General features: G+C 60.9%; 13 protein-coding genes and 6 pseudogenes. 8 read left to right on the top strand and 11 right to left on the bottom strand.

The features are described 5' to 3' along the window. Positions 1–76: 76 nt before the first annotated feature. From EI171_RS10460 to EI171_RS10445, 4 genes are all read left to right on the top strand, one after another. Positions 77–592, top strand: coding sequence for a tetratricopeptide repeat protein (locus tag EI171_RS10460; protein WP_245570261.1), 516 nt, complete (start codon positions 77–79; stop codon positions 590–592). Between the two features lie 584 nt (positions 593–1,176). After that, complete coding sequence (locus EI171_RS10455; RefSeq protein WP_246740486.1) at positions 1,177–1,404, top strand: hypothetical protein; 228 nt, start codon at positions 1,177–1,179, stop codon at positions 1,402–1,404. 630 nt (positions 1,405–2,034) lie between these two features. Further along, positions 2,035–2,784 carry a hypothetical protein gene (locus tag EI171_RS10450; protein WP_161533282.1) on the top strand — a complete coding sequence of 250 codons (750 nt, stop codon included), beginning with the start codon at positions 2,035–2,037 and terminating at the stop codon, positions 2,782–2,784. A gap of 59 nt (positions 2,785–2,843) precedes the next feature. Next, positions 2,844–3,563 (top strand): hypothetical protein, encoded by a 720-nt coding sequence (locus EI171_RS10445; RefSeq protein WP_161533281.1) that lies wholly within the window; start codon positions 2,844–2,846, stop codon positions 3,561–3,563. A 286-nt stretch (positions 3,564–3,849) separates the two neighbouring features. Here the strand turns inward: EI171_RS10445 and EI171_RS10440 are convergent. From EI171_RS10440 to EI171_RS10415, 6 genes and pseudogenes are all read right to left on the bottom strand, one after another. Continuing rightward, positions 3,850–4,220, bottom strand: a pseudogene (locus tag EI171_RS10440) (NEL-type E3 ubiquitin ligase domain-containing protein); the annotation flags it as partial. A 173-nt stretch (positions 4,221–4,393) separates the two neighbouring features. After that, positions 4,394–5,900, bottom strand: a pseudogene (locus EI171_RS10435) (ISNCY family transposase); the annotation flags it as partial. A gap of 355 nt (positions 5,901–6,255) precedes the next feature. Beyond that, positions 6,256–6,524, bottom strand: a pseudogene (locus tag EI171_RS10430) (IS21 family transposase); the annotation flags it as partial. A gap of 159 nt (positions 6,525–6,683) precedes the next feature. Continuing rightward, a pseudogene (gene tnpB, locus EI171_RS46685) lies at positions 6,684–6,878 on the bottom strand (IS66 family insertion sequence element accessory protein TnpB); the annotation flags it as partial. A 379-nt stretch (positions 6,879–7,257) separates the two neighbouring features. Further along, positions 7,258–8,463 carry an IS91 family transposase gene (locus EI171_RS10420; protein WP_161533280.1) on the bottom strand — a complete coding sequence of 402 codons (1,206 nt, stop codon included), beginning with the start codon at positions 8,461–8,463 and terminating at the stop codon, positions 7,258–7,260. A gap of 11 nt (positions 8,464–8,474) precedes the next feature. Next, complete coding sequence (locus EI171_RS10415; protein ID WP_161533279.1) at positions 8,475–9,359, bottom strand: site-specific integrase; 885 nt, start codon at positions 9,357–9,359, stop codon at positions 8,475–8,477. 340 nt (positions 9,360–9,699) lie between these two features. Here EI171_RS10415 and EI171_RS10410 point away from each other — a divergent pair, with 340 nt between their 5' ends. Continuing rightward, complete coding sequence (locus tag EI171_RS10410; protein ID WP_161533278.1) at positions 9,700–10,368, top strand: site-specific integrase; 669 nt, start codon at positions 9,700–9,702, stop codon at positions 10,366–10,368. 307 nt (positions 10,369–10,675) lie between these two features. Beyond that, positions 10,676–11,113, top strand: coding sequence for a hypothetical protein (locus EI171_RS10405; RefSeq protein WP_060908463.1), 438 nt, complete (start codon positions 10,676–10,678; stop codon positions 11,111–11,113). On the opposite strand, the gene EI171_RS10400 is transcribed toward EI171_RS10405, so the two are convergent. Together EI171_RS10400 and tnpB (EI171_RS10395) are read right to left on the bottom strand one after the other, a co-directional pair. Then, entirely contained in the window at positions 11,114–12,700 is a 1,587-nt protein-coding gene (locus EI171_RS10400; RefSeq protein WP_371740533.1) for an IS66 family transposase, read from the bottom strand. Positions 12,701–12,795: 95 nt separating this feature from the next. Then, positions 12,796–13,146 carry an IS66 family insertion sequence element accessory protein TnpB gene (tnpB, locus tag EI171_RS10395; protein WP_038379303.1) on the bottom strand — a complete coding sequence of 117 codons (351 nt, stop codon included), beginning with the start codon at positions 13,144–13,146 and terminating at the stop codon, positions 12,796–12,798. A 308-nt stretch (positions 13,147–13,454) separates the two neighbouring features. On the opposite strand from tnpB (EI171_RS10395), the pseudogene EI171_RS10390 reads away from it, so the two are divergent. Further along, positions 13,455–13,649 (top strand): annotated as a pseudogene (locus EI171_RS10390) (transposase); the annotation flags it as partial. 63 nt (positions 13,650–13,712) lie between these two features. Here EI171_RS10390 and EI171_RS10385 read toward each other — a convergent pair. The 3 genes from EI171_RS10385 to EI171_RS10375 all read right to left on the bottom strand — a co-directional run bounded on the left by EI171_RS10385 (position 13,713) and on the right by EI171_RS10375 (position 16,111). Continuing rightward, positions 13,713–15,317 (bottom strand): IS66-like element ISBj7 family transposase, encoded by a 1,605-nt coding sequence (locus tag EI171_RS10385; protein ID WP_161533277.1) that lies wholly within the window; start codon positions 15,315–15,317, stop codon positions 13,713–13,715. A 72-nt stretch (positions 15,318–15,389) separates the two neighbouring features. Beyond that, on the bottom strand, positions 15,390–15,743 hold the full coding sequence (tnpB, locus tag EI171_RS10380; protein ID WP_011084591.1) for an IS66 family insertion sequence element accessory protein TnpB: 354 nt from the start codon (positions 15,741–15,743) through the stop codon (positions 15,390–15,392). After that, positions 15,740–16,111 carry a transposase gene (locus EI171_RS10375; protein ID WP_157158178.1) on the bottom strand — a complete coding sequence of 124 codons (372 nt, stop codon included), beginning with the start codon at positions 16,109–16,111 and terminating at the stop codon, positions 15,740–15,742. The genes tnpB (EI171_RS10380) and EI171_RS10375 overlap by 4 nt, the downstream gene beginning before the upstream one ends. 153 nt (positions 16,112–16,264) lie before the next feature. Between EI171_RS10375 and EI171_RS10370 the strand changes: the two are divergent. Next, a pseudogene (locus EI171_RS10370) lies at positions 16,265–16,522 on the top strand (transposase); the annotation flags it as partial. Position 16,523 lies beyond the last annotated feature (1 nt).

The following is a 16,523-nucleotide window of genomic DNA, read 5'->3' as shown; positions in this document are numbered from 1 at the left end:
TATGAATTCAAATGAGATCAGGGGCCGGAGGCGCTTGTGCTCCATTCTTCCGGGGGCGTGGCCAGCTCTGCTCGCAATGCTCGCCGTTGTGCTGCTCGCGGGTTGCGCTATCTCGGATAGATCGGGTGTTTCACCGCAGCAGACGTCCATATCAGACCTCGCAGGCAGCAAAGAGATTGACCCTGCCGTGCGCCAGCGCATTTCGTACACCCTCAGCCGGGATCCTGATGAAGGGGCTCTGCGCGATACATTGAAGCAACAGCCGAACAACATCGATGCGGCGATTCCTCTTGCGCGAGCCCTGCTGGCACGCAACTGTCCGAATGATGCGCTAGAGTTGCTCGACGGCGTCTTATTGGCAGCCCCTGGCGACCTGCGCGCATTGAATGCCAAAGCAGTTGTTCTCGATCACGAGGGCCGACATCAGGAGGCCCAAGAACTATACCGCCAAGCTCTCGCAGCGGAACCCGCAAACCCGATGCTGCGCAACAATTTCAAACTGTCTCTCGCCCTTGAAGGCAAGAGGGAGGTCGACGACGCCGACCCAGCACCGCAGGCGGACGGCCGGCACGCATTGGCTCGTTCGAGATAGCGCAGCGAACAAGAGCGGATCGGAATGGCGAAGTCTTGAGGCCTAGCTGTCATCTTGCCGACAGCTAGGCTTACTATGAGCGCGGAATCTCAATCGGCGGCAGCCCCCGCGACCCTCATGTCGTCGATACAAATAGGAAGTGTCATGTTTCAGCGTACCAACAATTTATCCAATACCCAACGTGCTTCCGAGCCCGATGAAGTGAGAATGAGCGCGACCCGTACGCCTACGCGGATAGCCAAAGGTTCGCGGATATATTCTCTACCCTGAATTCGGCGCCATCGAGTTTCTCCTCTGATCCATCTTCGACGGCAGTCCCGCCATACGCGCTGGTTGACGAGCCACCGGTTGAGATCTCTAGATCTTCATTCGAGCACAAGCTGGCAGAGTTTTATGGAGGAGACATAGAGGATATTGCTGCTAATCCGCAGCGATACTCTAGCTGGGTGTCCCGAAAGGCTCAACGCACAGCGGACGTTGCGTTTCGCTTCGGCATGAAGTCAATTTCGGAGAAAGCGCGATATTTCAGCTATCAGCTTGGGAACAAGAGCGTCGGGCTCCTGAGAACGGAACCCGGAAGTCGCATGAGTGAGCTGTTCGAGGGCAACAATGATTGGCGCGAAAAATTTCCTGGGCGAGATGAAATCACCTCAACAATAGCTTTCCGGGTTACTCATCCGCTTGTCGATAACGCGGGCGATATCTTGCTTGAACATCAGCTCCGGATCGACGGCACGAACCGCTCGTTCTCTCCCACTCTTCCAATCCGGAAGCGAAAGCCCGCGCAGCAGCGTTGGGCTTTCTTGAGGTAAGTGACTCGATGATGGTGCTTGATCCCACCAAGCACAAGGACAAATGGAAGAACAAAGGACCACACTCCCGCCAGGCGCCGAGCAGCTAGACGCCGCCCCGAAGGCGCCCCCCAATTAACTTTCTAGCAGCCCAGGCGCTTAGCAAGCGCCTCGCTCTTGCGCGCAGAGTGCGTCTAGCCACCCGCCTTGGCTCGCGGAGATATTCGCTCGTTGGGCAGTTACCATGTGGCCGCTCGAGACCGCCTCGATTTGCGCTTTCATCGAGCTCGCAATCTGACGCTACGTAAGATTCGGTCGCTTCATGTAAATTAGAAGCGGCAGCGACGGCGTCGATAGATAACCTATGGCAATGCAACGATCACCACAGGCAGGCAGTTGGTTCTTGGCGGCGCGCATTCCAGCTGTCCACAAACCTCACGTAGATCACCGGTACAAGTGATTACTACCCATTCTCGGGCCCGCATCGTCACACGACGTCACTCGCTTAATGTTGAAAACGTTCGTCGGTTGCAGAGCTCTCGCATCGAAGGTTCATTGCCCCTTCTTTCTGCCATGTTCACACCCAAAGCAGAGACGCGCCGATTGCGCACTTTGCGCGCGGCAACAGCGAGTGTCTCAGGAGATGTTTTCATGGTGAAACCAGTTGTAATTGTGGTAGGTGCGGACAAGGGAGGAGTCGGCAAGACGACCGTATCACGAACGCTACTGGACTACTTCAGCGTAAACAACGTGCAAACACGCGCATTCGACACGGAGTCGCCGCGGGGAACGCTGAAGCGATTTTATCCCGAGATCACCCAGATCGTCGACATGACGACGACGGCGGACCAGATGAAAATCTTCGATACCCTGAACTCAGGGCTGTCCGTCACTGTCATCGATGCTCGCGCAGGCTTACTGTCCTCTGCGTTGGCTTCCTTGCGCGACATCGGATTTCTGGACTCGGCACGGTCTGGCCAGATCACATTTGCCGTGTTCCATATCCTGGGATCATCCATCGCTTCGCTAGACGAGATCGCGGAAACCGCGACCTTCATGAGCGGCGCAAAGTACTACCTGGTCAAGAACTTCATCAACGACACTCAATTCTTCCAGTGGGATCAAGCGACCTATAATTCCTATTTTCACCGCATCAAACATGCGACTGAGTTGGTCATACCGAAGCTTAACGAGATGGCTTATGAGCAGGTGGAAGTCGCATCCGTCCCATTCCTAGACTTCGTCGCAAACAAGGGGAGGAACGATGAGCCCGCGAACAACTCCTTCGTGCTGCGCGGCTATGTCCGGCACTGGCTGGCAAATGTCTGGAGCGAATTTGATCGCATCAACTTGACGGAATTGGCCGGCGCCAAGTCTGGCACCCGGGCCGGCGAGAAGTAGTCGCACATTCGGTGGGCTCAGATCGGGCCCACGTACGGAACGAAATTGATCTGCTGGCTATGTTAGCGACCCCCATCTACATCATCTGCTCTCCTAGCCCGCAGGTCGGTAAAACCCTCATCGCTCGGGCCATGAGCGAGTTCTTGCTGCTGAAAAACGGCACAGCGCTGTCCTTTGATGTCAACTTGAAAGAGCCGTCATTGCTCGACTACCTCCCCAACATCACGGAGACCGCGGATGTGATCGACACTTACGGCAAGATGCAGCTGATGGATCCTCTTATCATCCACGATCGGGTACCCAAGGTAATCGATCTCGGCTTTCACGCCTTCGACGAATTCTTCAAGATGTGCGAGGAGATCGGCTTCATGAAGGAGACGGCGCGCTGCTATGTCGTTCCTATCATCCTCTTCGTCGCGAGCGCTGACCGTATCTCCTTTCGCGGTTATGAAATGCTGCGGCGGCGAATTCCGCCGGCGTCGCTGGTCACCGTCCACAATGAATTCGTGCTACGCGGCGGATTACCTGAAGCGATGGATGGCGAGCGGGTGCTTCGGATTCCCGCACTTTCGCTGTTCCTCAAGAGATATATAGACCGGCTTAGCTTTTCCTTCACTGGATATCTGCGCAACGAGAAGGACTGGTCTACCGAGCTGCATCAATGGATCCGACGGAATTACAGCATGTTTCGCGATCTGGATTCGAGTATGATGCTGCGAGGGTCCTATCGATCGCGGGGGACGGATATCGATAGCCTACGTTTCACAAGAGCCACTTGAGATTTCGGTCTGCTCGCCATCTATTCGTCCGGCCTATGAATGTGTCGTTGACCAATGACTTCAATGGCCGCCGCGGGACGCGAACGCATGAATTGCGGTATACGAATCTTCGCTTTGATCGCGCATCTTTACCGTGATCGTCCGCACGGACCGCGCGACCGGCAGTTGACGGCAGCTCATTCGCCGAATGGCTTCATGCAGACACGCCCGTCCTCGAAAGGATCGATGACTGTCTTGACCTTGTGACCGGCTAAGCGGATCGTCGGGCCCTTCAGTCCGAGGGCGCTCATAGCTCAAGGCCGAGTTTCCCGAGCACCTGGTGCATGACCGCGCTTTTGATCTCGCGGGCGATCTCGTTGCGTATCTGGGCGCCGAGCACCCACTCGGCATCGGCATCGCTTGTCAGACCATGCTCGGCCAGTCGCCCGTCCAAGCGGGTTTGAAACTGTACGCCCATCGCGTCGACGAGCCGCTCCTGCATTTCAGCATTGTCTTCGGGTGCGACACCACGCTTTCCCATGGTTGCCAGCGCGCTGCCAAATAGTCCGGAAATTCCGCCGCTTCCTGGTTCCGCACCGATGCCTCGGCCCTGGCCACATCGTCCTCGGTCACGTGAGAGACGTTCGTGACGCGCATGTCGGGAGCGATGTGCCGCAGCTATAGCGCGACGATCTGGGTGGGAAGACGTATTGCCTCACATATCGATGCTCCCGAGTGAGATCGGCTGCCTCATTTATTTTGCTCCCGGCTTGGGTTGAGGAGGAGGCCGGGTGCGGAGATGGCCGGGGTTTCGGAGCGCCCGGCCTCCTCCGCTGGCACCTGGCACAGCATTGGGGTGTTGTGACCTCATACCCCGGAAGCGTTTCCTCCGTAGGAACGAACAGTAACGCGTTCGCTTGCTCGCTGCGCCAAGATTTAAGTCGACGTTGAAGCGTTCGAAGAAGCTTGTTCGGATAGGCTCCAGGATATTCCACCTGCAACCGGGAGAGCAGTTCGCTGCCAGTCCGCCAGGGTTCGATTTCAAACCATTTTCGCAAGTCCGGCGTTGCCCTGATGAGCGGGTCGGGACGGCGCCGGCCTCTCTTCGCTTTCACGATTGGCCGATCCGTCGGTCGCATAGCTCCGTCCTTCCAGGCGGTTCGTAGACTTGCCAGAAAGAGATCAATCGATTGCGATGCCGCAGCAGGATTGACGATTGGCTGGGTATCCGCAAGCGCCGCGAGGCGTCCCTGCGCGCCGCGGATATCGCGCAACAACGCGACCGGGTCGAGAGTGGCATAGATTTTTTTGGAGATGGGCGCGAACCACGTCGGGCGTGCGCGCGTCGGCGGCCAAGCGCTGGTGTGGTGTTGCCGGCGCGCTGTATGTCTTGCGCACACGCGCCCCGTCGCGCTGCTTGGCTATCAATTTGAACGAGGGCTGGAAGAAGTTCACGAGCAGCCGCGCCGATCGATAGCGTTCGGCCAGCAGCTTGGCCGCTTCCAGGCCCTCGAACCGACGATAGCCGACCATCCTGCGCACGACGGCGCCGTTCTTCTGCTCGATGAACGCTTGGTCATTCTTTCGGTAGGGCCGGCAACGCGTGAAGACGATGTGGCCGCCTCGCAGTAGGCTTTCAGCGTCTCGTTCATGAACACGGTATCATTGTCAGTATCGAGGCCGAGCAGCGCAAAAGGCAATTGCTTGCGCAATTCCGTCAGCACGGTGCTCAACAGCGTCTGTTCGCGCACGATCAGAGGAGCGCACTCCGTCCAGCCGGTAGCAATGTCGGTGAGCACGAGGGTCTGGATGAAGCTGCCGCGCGCAGATGGACCGCTATGCGCTACAAGGTCGGCCTCGACGAATCCCGGCGCCGGATCATTGCAATCTGCCGACGTCCGTATTGGAACACTGCGACGCAACGAGTGCGTCGCATGCCGCCGGCGCTTGCGACCTAATTCTTTCGGATCCGCACCAAGGCGCGGTCGATCGTCGCAGCGCTCATCGCCAAAAGTTTGGCGCGGATCTCGGGGGCAAGGTCGAGGTGGCCGTGCCGTTCCATCGCCTCAATCAGCGCAGGCATTAACGCCTTCAGCCGCTTCCCGCAGATCCGGTCTGACGCGTCCCAAAGGAGCACGAGCGCGTCGTGTTCTGCCTCATTATAGACTCGACGTCCCGTCGGTCTGGGCGTGCGTCTTCCTGACCTCGAAGTAGTCGCATCGCATGCTTGCGATGGTATCCGGTGATGTCGACGAACTCGTCCAATATCCGCGCCTTCTTCGCGCGATCCGAACGCCGATAGCGCGCGCCTGCTGCTGCCGTCAGTTCCTTCCGCGTTGCCATGCTTAGCCATCCCATCTTCGCCCCCGCTCGTTCCCGATCCAAGGGAGCAATTTACGTGAGGCAACGGCTCAGCATCCGGTAACAATTAGGGCGAGGCAATGCGAGGTCTCACCTTGATCGCCGCCGCCCACTCGAGGCGGCCGCGCTGCGTGCGATTGAGATCCAGGCTCGCAACTACCCGATCCTCGAGAAGCTCGATCGCGTTGCAACGCCTGCGTCCCCCAAGCGCGAGCCGATCATACACACCAACATCAGAGGCTCGGACTATTCCCACTATAAGGGAAGAAAATGCTGACACACCCCACACTCCACTTACTTACCCGCCGGCGAGGCTCGTGAAGGCATCGCCGGCCTTACCGGCATGGCCGTTGCGGAACAAGTCACAGAAACGGCTGTATCGGTACCCGTTCGGATGGTCCGCAATGTACTCTTCCCGCAGCACCTGTAAGGTCACATGCTTGCGCTTGAGCTCGCGGGCAACAACGGACCAGTCAGGCTCGGCCACCTTGCGGCGACCCGGCTTCACGCCAGGCACCCCGTACAGCAGTTGCTCCAGCCCGGCGTCGCTTATCGCTTCCGGGACGGGTGCCATGCCAGACCCGCGCGCATAAACCGCTTCAGCGTGTCACGTACCCTCGACTGCCAGCGCCTTCTTCAGCGCGGCACTGTCATCCGGAACAGCGTCGCGGTCGGCATCCATGCGACGCATGTGAATCACAGATTGGAGGCGTTGGGACTCCCTAAAATGCCGGCAGGCGCAGATTTTCCTGGATCAGCCCGCGCTCCGCGGTCGCCAGCTCAGTTGCGGATTCCGCCAGTCGATCCCAGCATATAGGCCATCTGAGCTGCTGAGATCGATACCGCCCCGTCCGACGCCGAAGGCCATATGAACTTGCCGCGATCCAGGCGCTTGGCGTAGAGCGACATGCCCAGCCCGACATGCCAGAGGATCTTGACCAGGTCGCCGCGGCGACCCCGGAAGATGTAGAGATCGCCAGCATACGGTTATGTTGCGCGCAACAAAATAGAGAGCGTTTTTAGATTGGCGGCCCGGCACCGAAGCTTCAAAGTGCGTCGGTGTGAGTGCGCCGGTAATCTAAAAACGTGTTGGACGAAGCCGCCTAGCGCGCCGGTGCCGCTATGGAAATTGGATGCCGCATCCCCACGGACAGTGCCGTCGCTGAGGCTTCGGGGACATGCTGGATGCGGTCTGGATGGTGAAACATTCTAATCAAGATATGGTCTCCCGGTCGAAAAGACCGGCGACGCCCGCGCCTGGAGCGCTCGATGCCGGAGGCGTGACAATAGGATGCCTGCTGTCTACCTTGGCAGATAGAACGAACGATGATCAATGATTGAAAAATCCCGACCGTCATGAAGTGTCCAGAAACGGTGGGTCTTGTGACGCAACCGGCGCGAGCACCTCGATGCACACCATCTGCCCTTGACGGCAAAAGGGACATTCCCGCAGGGAAACCCCGGTCAGCTCCTCGACCTTGTCGCGATAATCGTGCCCTTCCTTCAGATTCACCGGAGTATCGGAGTGCTGCATTCCGAGGAGTTCGCGGCAGCGGGCGAGCTTTTGCTTGCGGTAGCGGTTGCCCATGAAACCGTAATAACGGATGCGCTGAAATCCCTCGGGCAAGACATGGACGAGGAAACGCCGGATGAACTCCGCGGCGTCGAGCGTCATCACCTTTTGCCGGTTCTCGTTGCGATAGTCCTTCCACCGGAAGCGTACCTTGCCATCCTCGATATCGACGATCCGGTTGTTGGCGATTGCCACCCGGTGTGTGTAGCGTCCGACATATTCCAGAACCTGCTCAGCGCCCGCGAAGGGTGGCTTGGCATATACCACCCAGTTGACCTGGCGGGCGGGATCCAGAGAGCGCCGGAATGCAACGAGATCGCGCAGCCGTTCCAATGACGAAAAGAATCGCAACTCACCGGCCTCGAATGCCCTTTGCAGGCCTTCGAGAAATAATCGCCGGAAGAGTCGGGAGAGCACGGCGACTGGTAGGAAGAAGCCGGGACGGCACGCGATCCAGCGGCTCCCATCCGGCGAAAGCCCGCCGCCGGGCACGACGCAGTGGAGGTGGGGATGATGGCTAAGATTCTGCCCCCAGGCGTGAAGCACCGCGAAAAACCCGATCTCCGCGCCGAGGTGTCGCCGATCGGCAGCGATGGTGCGCAACGTCTCGGCGGCCGCGTGGAACAGGATCTTGTAGACCGTGCTGGCATTCTGGAAGGCAATCGCGGCGATCTCGTCGGGAACCGTGAAGACGACGTGGAAATACTGCGTATCGAGAAGCTCCTCCCGCCGAGCCTCGATCCATTCCGCTCGGGCGAGCCACTGGCACTTGGGGCAACTGCGGGAACGGCAGCTGTTGTAAGCGATCCGTCGTTCACCGCAGCGGTCGCACTGTTCGACATGGCCTCCGAGCGCTGAAGTTCGGCAGCGCTCGACGGCAGTCATAGCTGCGCGTCGTTCGGTCGATAGCGAGGCCCAGTGCTGCTCTCGCCAGGCAGCACCGTAGCGACGGAATATATCCGCGACCTCCGGACCTGAGCGGGCCATGAGACTGGCCGTCAGAAATGTTCGGGCGTTGGTGGCGAGGAAGCCTTGGGGATCGGACGCGGCAGCAGTTCAAGCGGGCTCGTCGCTGCGCAAACCTTGTTGGTGGCGATCCGCAGATATTGGGCGGTCGTTGACAGGCTGCGATGGCCGAGCAGGAGCTGGATAGTGCGGAGATCGGTTCCAGCTTCGAGCAGGTGCACCGCAAATGCGTGCCGCAGGGAATGAGGTGTTACCGGCTTGGAGAGTTTCGACATCCGATGTGCCTGGCGGCAGGTGGCATCCACGGCGCTTGTCGATATCGGTTCTCCAGCAACGGCACCGGGAAACATCCATGTTCCGGTTGGTCGCACGGCGCGCCAATAGTCCGTCAGCACCTCCAGCAACCTGGCCGACAGCATGACGTAGCGGTCTTTCTGTCCCTTGCCCTGCTCGACGCGCAGCACCATGCGCTGGCGATCGATAGCCTCAGGCTTCAGCCGGGTCGCCTCGGAAATACGTAGGCCGGCGGCATAGCATGTCGTCAGGATCGCCTGGTGTTTGAAGCTCTCGATGCAGCCAAGGAAGTGCAGCACCTCCTCGGGGCTGAGAATGACGGCCAGTGTCTTTGGCGCCTTTGGGCACGGAATGATCCGGTCGAAATCCCAATCGAGGCCGAGCGTGACGCGGTAGAGAAATCGAAGCGCTGCGACGGTCACTTGCACCGAGCGCGGCGCCAGCTTCTTCTCGTTCGTCAAATAGACCTGGTAGGCGTGGATATCCTCCGGGCCGAGCAAAGCCGGCGATTTAGCGAAATGCCGAGCGAACTGCGAAACCTGCAGCAAATACGAATCCTGCGTGTGTCGCGACAGGTTGCGGACCTGCATATCTTCCATCATGCGTAACCGAAGCGAGGTCATAGCGAACTCCTTGACAAGAGGAACGCTGCGCGCGGGCAGCAACACCATCTTGTCAGGGGCAAGCGCTGATGAAATCGGGTGGATTACGTCGCTGTGCGGGTGGTGCCCGGTCAGTCAGAGACACGGGCTGGCTTCAAGGGGGATACGCCGCACTCAACGCGGATACCCTCCCGCGGAGCGGGTTCGTCCAACCGTTCTTATGTGTCGGACGCGATTATGTGGCGGAGACGCCCTAACGCCAGCCAGGGCGGGCCAGGCCTGGATTCCTCCGCCACATAATATTTTCGTGCCTCTTGCGCGGACGCGGGATCCCCCTGCGCCGCAACGCCAGAGGGGCACAATGCTCGAGTTCTATTTTTCGTATCGCGGGGTGCTCAAGCGCCTTCGTAACGGAGCGCTCGGCGCCGAGATGGATCGCATCGCGGGGCACTTTTTCTCGCTCGGTTACAAGCAAACATCCGCTAAGCTCTATCTGAGCCGGATTGCGCGGTTCAGCCATTTTGCTGCAGCACACTGCGGTTCGGGGCCGATCGGCGAAGCTATCGTCGATTGCTATCTACACTCGTTCACCACGGACTCTCCGCGGATTGCGGCAGTGTCCGCGCTTCAACACGCGCGGCGAGTGGCGCCCGAACGATTCATTGCTTCGGCGCCCAGTGTAGTCGATGATCCGGACGCTCCGCTTTTGAGCTTCTTTTCGGACTATCTAAGCAGGGTACGAGGCCTTGAGCCAAGGTCCCGCGATGGCATTCTCTTGGGCGCGCGGCGCTTTCTGGATTGGCTCCGCCATCGCCACCCCGGCCAAGACCTCGAGACGTTGACGGCGGAGCATGTCCTTGCCGCCGTCGAGTATCGGCTGTCGCTCTCGGCGACCTCCGCCACTCGCACGGCGGCGACCTCTTACATTCGAACGTTTCTCCGCTTTCTGCATTGGGCTGGCCACCACGAGCAGGATCTGGCCCGCGTCGTACCCGCGCATGTCGGTGTGCCCGGGCGATCCAGACCCTGACGCCGCTCGGGATCGGGATCATCGCCGTCTCAGAAGCTCAAGAGCCCGCTGCAGCGCCTCCGTGTCCACGCCCCGGTCAACGCGCTCGCGCCGCCGCCAAGCTCGATCTCGATAATGCCGGCCCTTGCACATTGCGCAGGCGGTGAAGACCCCGGTTGTGGCGCGCCACTGTGAGCGTCACGAGAGGATCACTGGCGCCTGGGCTTGACTTGCGCGGAATGCTCTGGATAGCGCGGTCTGGATGATTGACGCTGCCGGCGCGCGGTGATGGGGTGATCCCGGTTCGGAGCGGGCAACGGGGATCAGAATGACCAGCGAATCGCAGCTGCGCGAGAAGCTTCGGAAGATCGAGGCGTTGTTCGCGGGTGCCGGAACTGCCGGTGAGCGCCTTGCGGCGGAAGCTGCGCTACAGCGGGTGCGTGCCCGGGTCGCGGAGCTCGCTCGCCACGATCCGCCGATCGAGCAGCAATTCTCACTTCCTGACCAATGGTCGCGGCACCTGTTTTTGGCGCTTTGCCGCCGGTACGGGCTGCGGCCGTTTCGTTATCACCGCCAACGACGCAACACGGTGGTGATCCGTGCGTCCCGAGGCTTCGTCGACAAAGTTCTGTTGCCGGAGTTCACCGAGCTGGAGAGGGCGTTGCAAGTTTATCTGCACGAGATGACGCTGCGCGTGATCCGCGAGGAGATCTATGACGACACCAGCGATGCGCAGGAAGTTCCAGAGTCCTTGCCGTCGAACTGATCAGGCGGCGAGCTTTGCCAGCGAACTGTCGCGCTCGGCCTTCCAATTCCACGGCAACAGCATGTGCAGCTGATTGATCTTTGTACGTCCGGAGACGATGCGCTCGAGAACATCGGTCAGATAGTGTCGCGGGTCGATGTCTTGCAGCTTTGCCGTGTTGATGAGCGAGGCGAGAATGGCCCATGTTTCGGCGCCGCCTTCACTGCCGGCGAACAAGTAGTTCTTCTTTCCCAGGCCTATCGGCTTGATGCTGCGCTCGACCGTATTGCTGTCTATTTCAATGCGTCCGTCATCGATGAAGCGCGTCAGGCCGTCCCAATGGTTGAGGGTGTAGCGGATGGCTTTGCCCAGACCGGACTTCTTCGAGACTTCCAGCAGTCGCGCCTCGAGCCAGGGTTTGAAGTCCTCGATCAGCGGCCTGGTGTCGGTTTGCCGCACCGCAGCCCGATGCGCCGCCGGCAGACCGCGGATGCGATCCTCAATGGCGTAGAACATCGCGATCCGTTGCAGCGCTTCCGCGGCAATCGGCGACTTCGTCGCGACGTGAACGTCCCAGAACTTCCGCCGCGCATGCGCGAAGCAGAACGCCAGCAGCACCAGACGGCCGCCGTTCTTGATCAGGCCCTTGTAGGCGGCATAGCCGTCGACCTGCAGGATGCCGTGGTAATCCCCGAACAGCTGCTTGGCGCGGATCGCCTTGCGATCCTCGGCAAACATGTAGACCACCGCCGGCGGCGCGGGGCCGCCCCACGGACGGTCATCGGTGGCGATCGCCCAGAACTGGCAGACTTTGGTTCTGCCACGGCCGGGATCGAGAACCGGCAGTGGCGTCTCGTCGGCAAACAGCCGCGGGTAGGACATCACTGTGTCGCGCAACAGCGTGTGAAGCGGCTTCAGCCACCAGGCGGCGCGGCCCATCCATGAGGCCAGCGTCTGCCGGTCAAGCGTGATGCCTTGCGCGGCGAACATCTGTTCCTGCCGATACAGCGGCAGCTGGTAGCCGTATTTCATCACCGCGATGTGGGCCAGCAAGGCTTCCGTCACCATCCCGCCGTCGATCGCCTGGGCCGGCGCCGGTGCCTGCAGCACACCCTGGCGGCATCCCCGGCAGCCGTAGCGCGGACGCACAATGCGCTTGACCTGGTACTGCATCGGAATGACGTCGAAGGCTTCCTTGACGGTCTCCCCGATCTTGTGCAGCCGCTCGCCGCAGCAGGGGCAGATGTGGCTCTCGATATCGATCACGACGTCGATGCGCGGCAAATGCTCCGGAAGCCTCCCCCGGTTGCGTCGCGCCGGTCGCTTGCTACGGCCTTCCGCTCCATCAGGCAGCCTGCCTCCGGTCCCGTCGTCGTTGGCGGCGGCACCTGCCGCCTGCGCCGTGATGGTGAAGAGAGACAGCTGTCCGGGATCCAGTGTCTCGGAGCGGGGACCAAAGATCGTGCGCTTGTACTGGGACAGGATCATCAGGAGCTTGTCGTTCTCCTGGACTGCAGCATCGCGTTGGGCGATCGCCACATCACGCTCGGCCGCCAGCGTGCTGCATTCCGCCGACACCACGGCAAGCCGTGACGACAGTGCCGTCACGGCTTGCTGGAGCAATGCTCGATCGGAAGGCAAATCAATCATGCAGCGCGTTCTACTACAGCTCTGCATGAATGACGAACTACTCTTGATGATGATCAACCAGCTCGTGTTGGTTGATCCACAACCCGCATCGGCACACGCTTCCAGTCCGAGCCGTCGAGCAGCACCGAGAGCTGAGCATGAGATAGCGGCATGACGCCTTCCTTGATCGGAGGCCAGCTGAACTGCCCTTCGATTCTCTTGTAGTAGAGAACAAGGCCACTTCCGTCCCAGGTCAGGATCTTCACGCGATCTCGGCGCTTGGATCGAAACACCCACAGCCCGCCGTCGAACGGATCGGCTCCAAACGCCTCGCTTACCAGCATCGCCAGCGAGTCCATGCCGCGACGGAAATCGACCGGCTGCGTCGCGATCCAGATCGATAACCCAGCGCGGGGCCCGATCATCGGCCGACCGTCCCGACTGCCGCAAGCACCTCGCAGAGTGCTCGCCGGTCGACCGTTCCCATGACACGGATGCGAACTGCGCCGACCTCGATCTCAATCGCTCCCTGCTCCTCGCATAGCGGCAATTTGCCTCCACAGTCGGTGATTGCGACCGGCACAAAGCCTGATGGCATGCCTCCATGCTCCTCGAGCTTCGCCCGCGTTGTCTGACGACGCCAAAGAAACGTAAGCGGCGTGTCTCCCGCACCTTGTTGCTGTTGAGCAGACCGGCAATATGCGTTCCGTCTTGAAGAGGACGGTTTGCATATATGATCGGGCGTGTTGTCGACGCATCGGAACTACGGGTTCGGCGGCGCTGGAGCGGCGAGGTCAAGGGACGGATCGTCGCGGAATCCTTTGTTCCCGGCGCGATCGTCTCGGACGTCGCGCGGCGCCACGGTCTATCGCCGCAGCATTTGTCGACCTGGCGCAAGGCCGTGCGCGACGGGTTGTTGACGTTGTCGGAACACACGGAGCCGGCGGCGACGAGGCCGGCTGGAGCGGTCGCGATCCAGGAAGCGAGTTCATCAAGCGGCGAGGCTTTTAGCTTGCTCGGCGCTCCACGCCCAGGGCATGAGTTCGTCCAGACGCGAGGCCGGCCAGAGGTTGACGAGTCTGGTGAGGACGTCGGTCAGATAGGCCTGCGGCTCCACGCCGCAGAGCTTGCAGGTCTCAATCAGCGAAGCGATGCAGGCCCAGTTCTCCGCGCCCTCATCATGCCCCGCGAACAGTGCGTTCTTGCGGTTGAGGATAAGAGGACGGATGCTTCGCTCGACAATATTTGTGTCGAGCTCGATGCGGCCGTCGTCAAGGAAGCGCATCAGGCCAACCCAGTGGTTCAAGGCGTAACGGATGTGCTCGGCGATTGTCGCTTTGCCCGAGACGCGGGTGAGTTGCTGCTCGAACCAGGCCTTGAGCGCCAGCACCAGCGGCTTGCTGCGCTCCTGGCGGATGGCACGACGCTCATCGGCGCTGCGGCCCCTGATCGTCTTCTCGATCGCATAGAGAGCGGCAATACGCTCGAGCGCTTCGCTCGCGATCGGAGCAGGACCGTCCTGGACAACGTCGAAGAAGCGCCGCCGCAGATGAGCCCAGCAGAAGGCGAGCGTGATCGCCGCGTCAGGCGCGGTGTCGGCAATGGTCTTGTAGACGGTGTAGCCGTCGCATTGCACGATGCCGCGATAACCGTCGAGCAGCTTGAGCGCGTGGACGGCGCCGCGACCAGGCGCATAAGTGTAGGCCACTGCCGGCGGATCGGCCCCGCCCCACGGCCGATCGTCGCGCGCGATCGCCCAGAAGAAGCCTTTCTTGGTGCGGCCGCGGCCGGGATCGAGCACAGGCGCTGTGGTCTCGTCCACCGCGATCTTGTTCGCGGTCAAAATGATCTCGCGCAGCCTGAGCCAGAGCGGACGAAGCTCTGCGCCTGCATAGCCCACCCAGAACGCCAAAACCGAGCGCTTGATGTCGATACCCTGCGCCAGCAGCATCTGAGCCTGCCGATACAGCGGCAGGTGCCAGGCATATTTGGCGACCAGAACATGGGCGACCATCGCCTCGGTCGGCAAGCCGCCCTTGATCAGCCGCTCTGGTGCCGGCGCCTGAACCACGCCATCCGTGCAGGCCCGACAGGCATATTTGGGACGATGGGTGACGATCACGCGGAACTGTGCCGGGACGACGTCGAGCCGCCGTGAGGTCTCCTCACCGATCACATGCAGAGGCGTGTGGCAGCACGGACAGTTGGTATCCTCCGGGGCAATCGTGACGTCGATATGCGGCAGATGGGCCGGAAGCGCACCACGGCTGGCGCGGCGCCGTTCAGCACGCTGGCGTGCGCCTGCCGTGTCCTTCCTGTCCTGGACCGCTTCATCGCCGGCAATGGCCTGCTCGATGTCCTCGATCGCCAGCTGCAACTGCTCAGGGTCGAGCTTCTCCGAGCGGCGACCGAACTGCGCGCGTTGCAGCTGGCGCAAGAGATGCTGAAGGCGATCCATTTGCGACAGCGCCTGATCGCGTTCGACGATCGCCGCGTCGCACTTTGCGATCGCCGCGTCGCGCTCCGCACGTGCCGCCGCAACCAGCGCCTGCAGCGCCTCGATATCGGTCGGAAGTTGATCCGTGGTCTCGCTCACGCCCGGTACTCAAGCTGATTCGCGGGCCCTTGTGGAAGACTGCAGCCGACATGATTCAATTGGTCACAGGGTTCACGACGTTGCGCTCGGCTGACCAATGTCGCGGGCATGCAGGCGCGACCAATCCAGGCCGTCCATCAGCGCGGCGAGCTGTGAGGCAGACAAACGCATCACGCCATCGCTGATCGGCGGCCAGCGGAACGCGCTATGCTCCAGCCGCTTCCACAGCAGCACGAGCCCGGACCCGTCCCAGGCAAAAATCTTCAAACGGTCCGCTCGCTTTGAACGGAAGACGAAAATCGTTCCCGCGAACGGATCATGGTGGAGTTGCTCGCGCACCAGCGCGGCGAGACCATCGGCACCTTTACGAAAGTCGACCGGCCGCGTCGCGACCATGATCTTCACGCCCGCCGAAGCCGCGATCATGTCGTCGCCCTCACGGCCCGCAGCACATCGCGCAGCCAGGCCGGATCGACCCCCGCCGCTGCGCGAACTACCGCATCGCCAATCTCGATGCTGATCGTTATCCCGTTCCGCGTTGCCGCTTCCACGCACATCCCAGCGGGGCGAAGCTCCGACACCACCGGAACGAAGAGCGGTGCATCCTCCGCCGGCAAGCTCAGCAGACCGGCACGCGCGGCCTTGCGCCAAGCAAACAGGTGTTGCGGTGAGAGGTCGTGCCGGCGCGCCACCTCGGACACAACTGTGCCCGGCGCATATGACTCCGCCACGATCCGCCCCTTGACCACGGCGCTCCACCGCCGCCGACGCCCCGCTCCGACCTGGATATCCACCCGGCCCCGTGGCTCTGAAGCGTCAACTATATGGTCAACCATATATGCGAACCTTACTGTATATGACGGAGAGCCGGCTCCACAAATTTGGACAGGACGATAAGTGGAATTTCTGCCTGACAGCGGCGATAATCGCCGTGAACAGGAGAAACCATGAGCAGACGACCGCGCCGGAACCACTCACCGGCCTTCAAGGCGAAGGTGGCGCTGGCCGCCGTCAAGGGCGATCGCACGATAGCCCAGTTGGCGGAGCATTTCGACGTTCATCCCAATCAGATTACGGCCTGGAAATCCCAGCTTGAGGGCGGCGCCTCCGATATTTTCGGACCGGGAGGCGGGACACCGGCCACGCCCGCGGTCGATGTGAAGTCGCTGCACGCCAAGATCGGAGAGCTGACGCTGGAGAACGATT

The organism is Bradyrhizobium sp. LCT2 (genome assembly GCF_009931255.1).
GTDB lineage: Bacteria > Pseudomonadota > Alphaproteobacteria > Rhizobiales > Xanthobacteraceae > Bradyrhizobium > Bradyrhizobium diazoefficiens.
The sequence above is the reverse complement of the archived record's forward strand: the minus strand, read 5'-3'. Positions and strand labels throughout refer to the sequence as shown.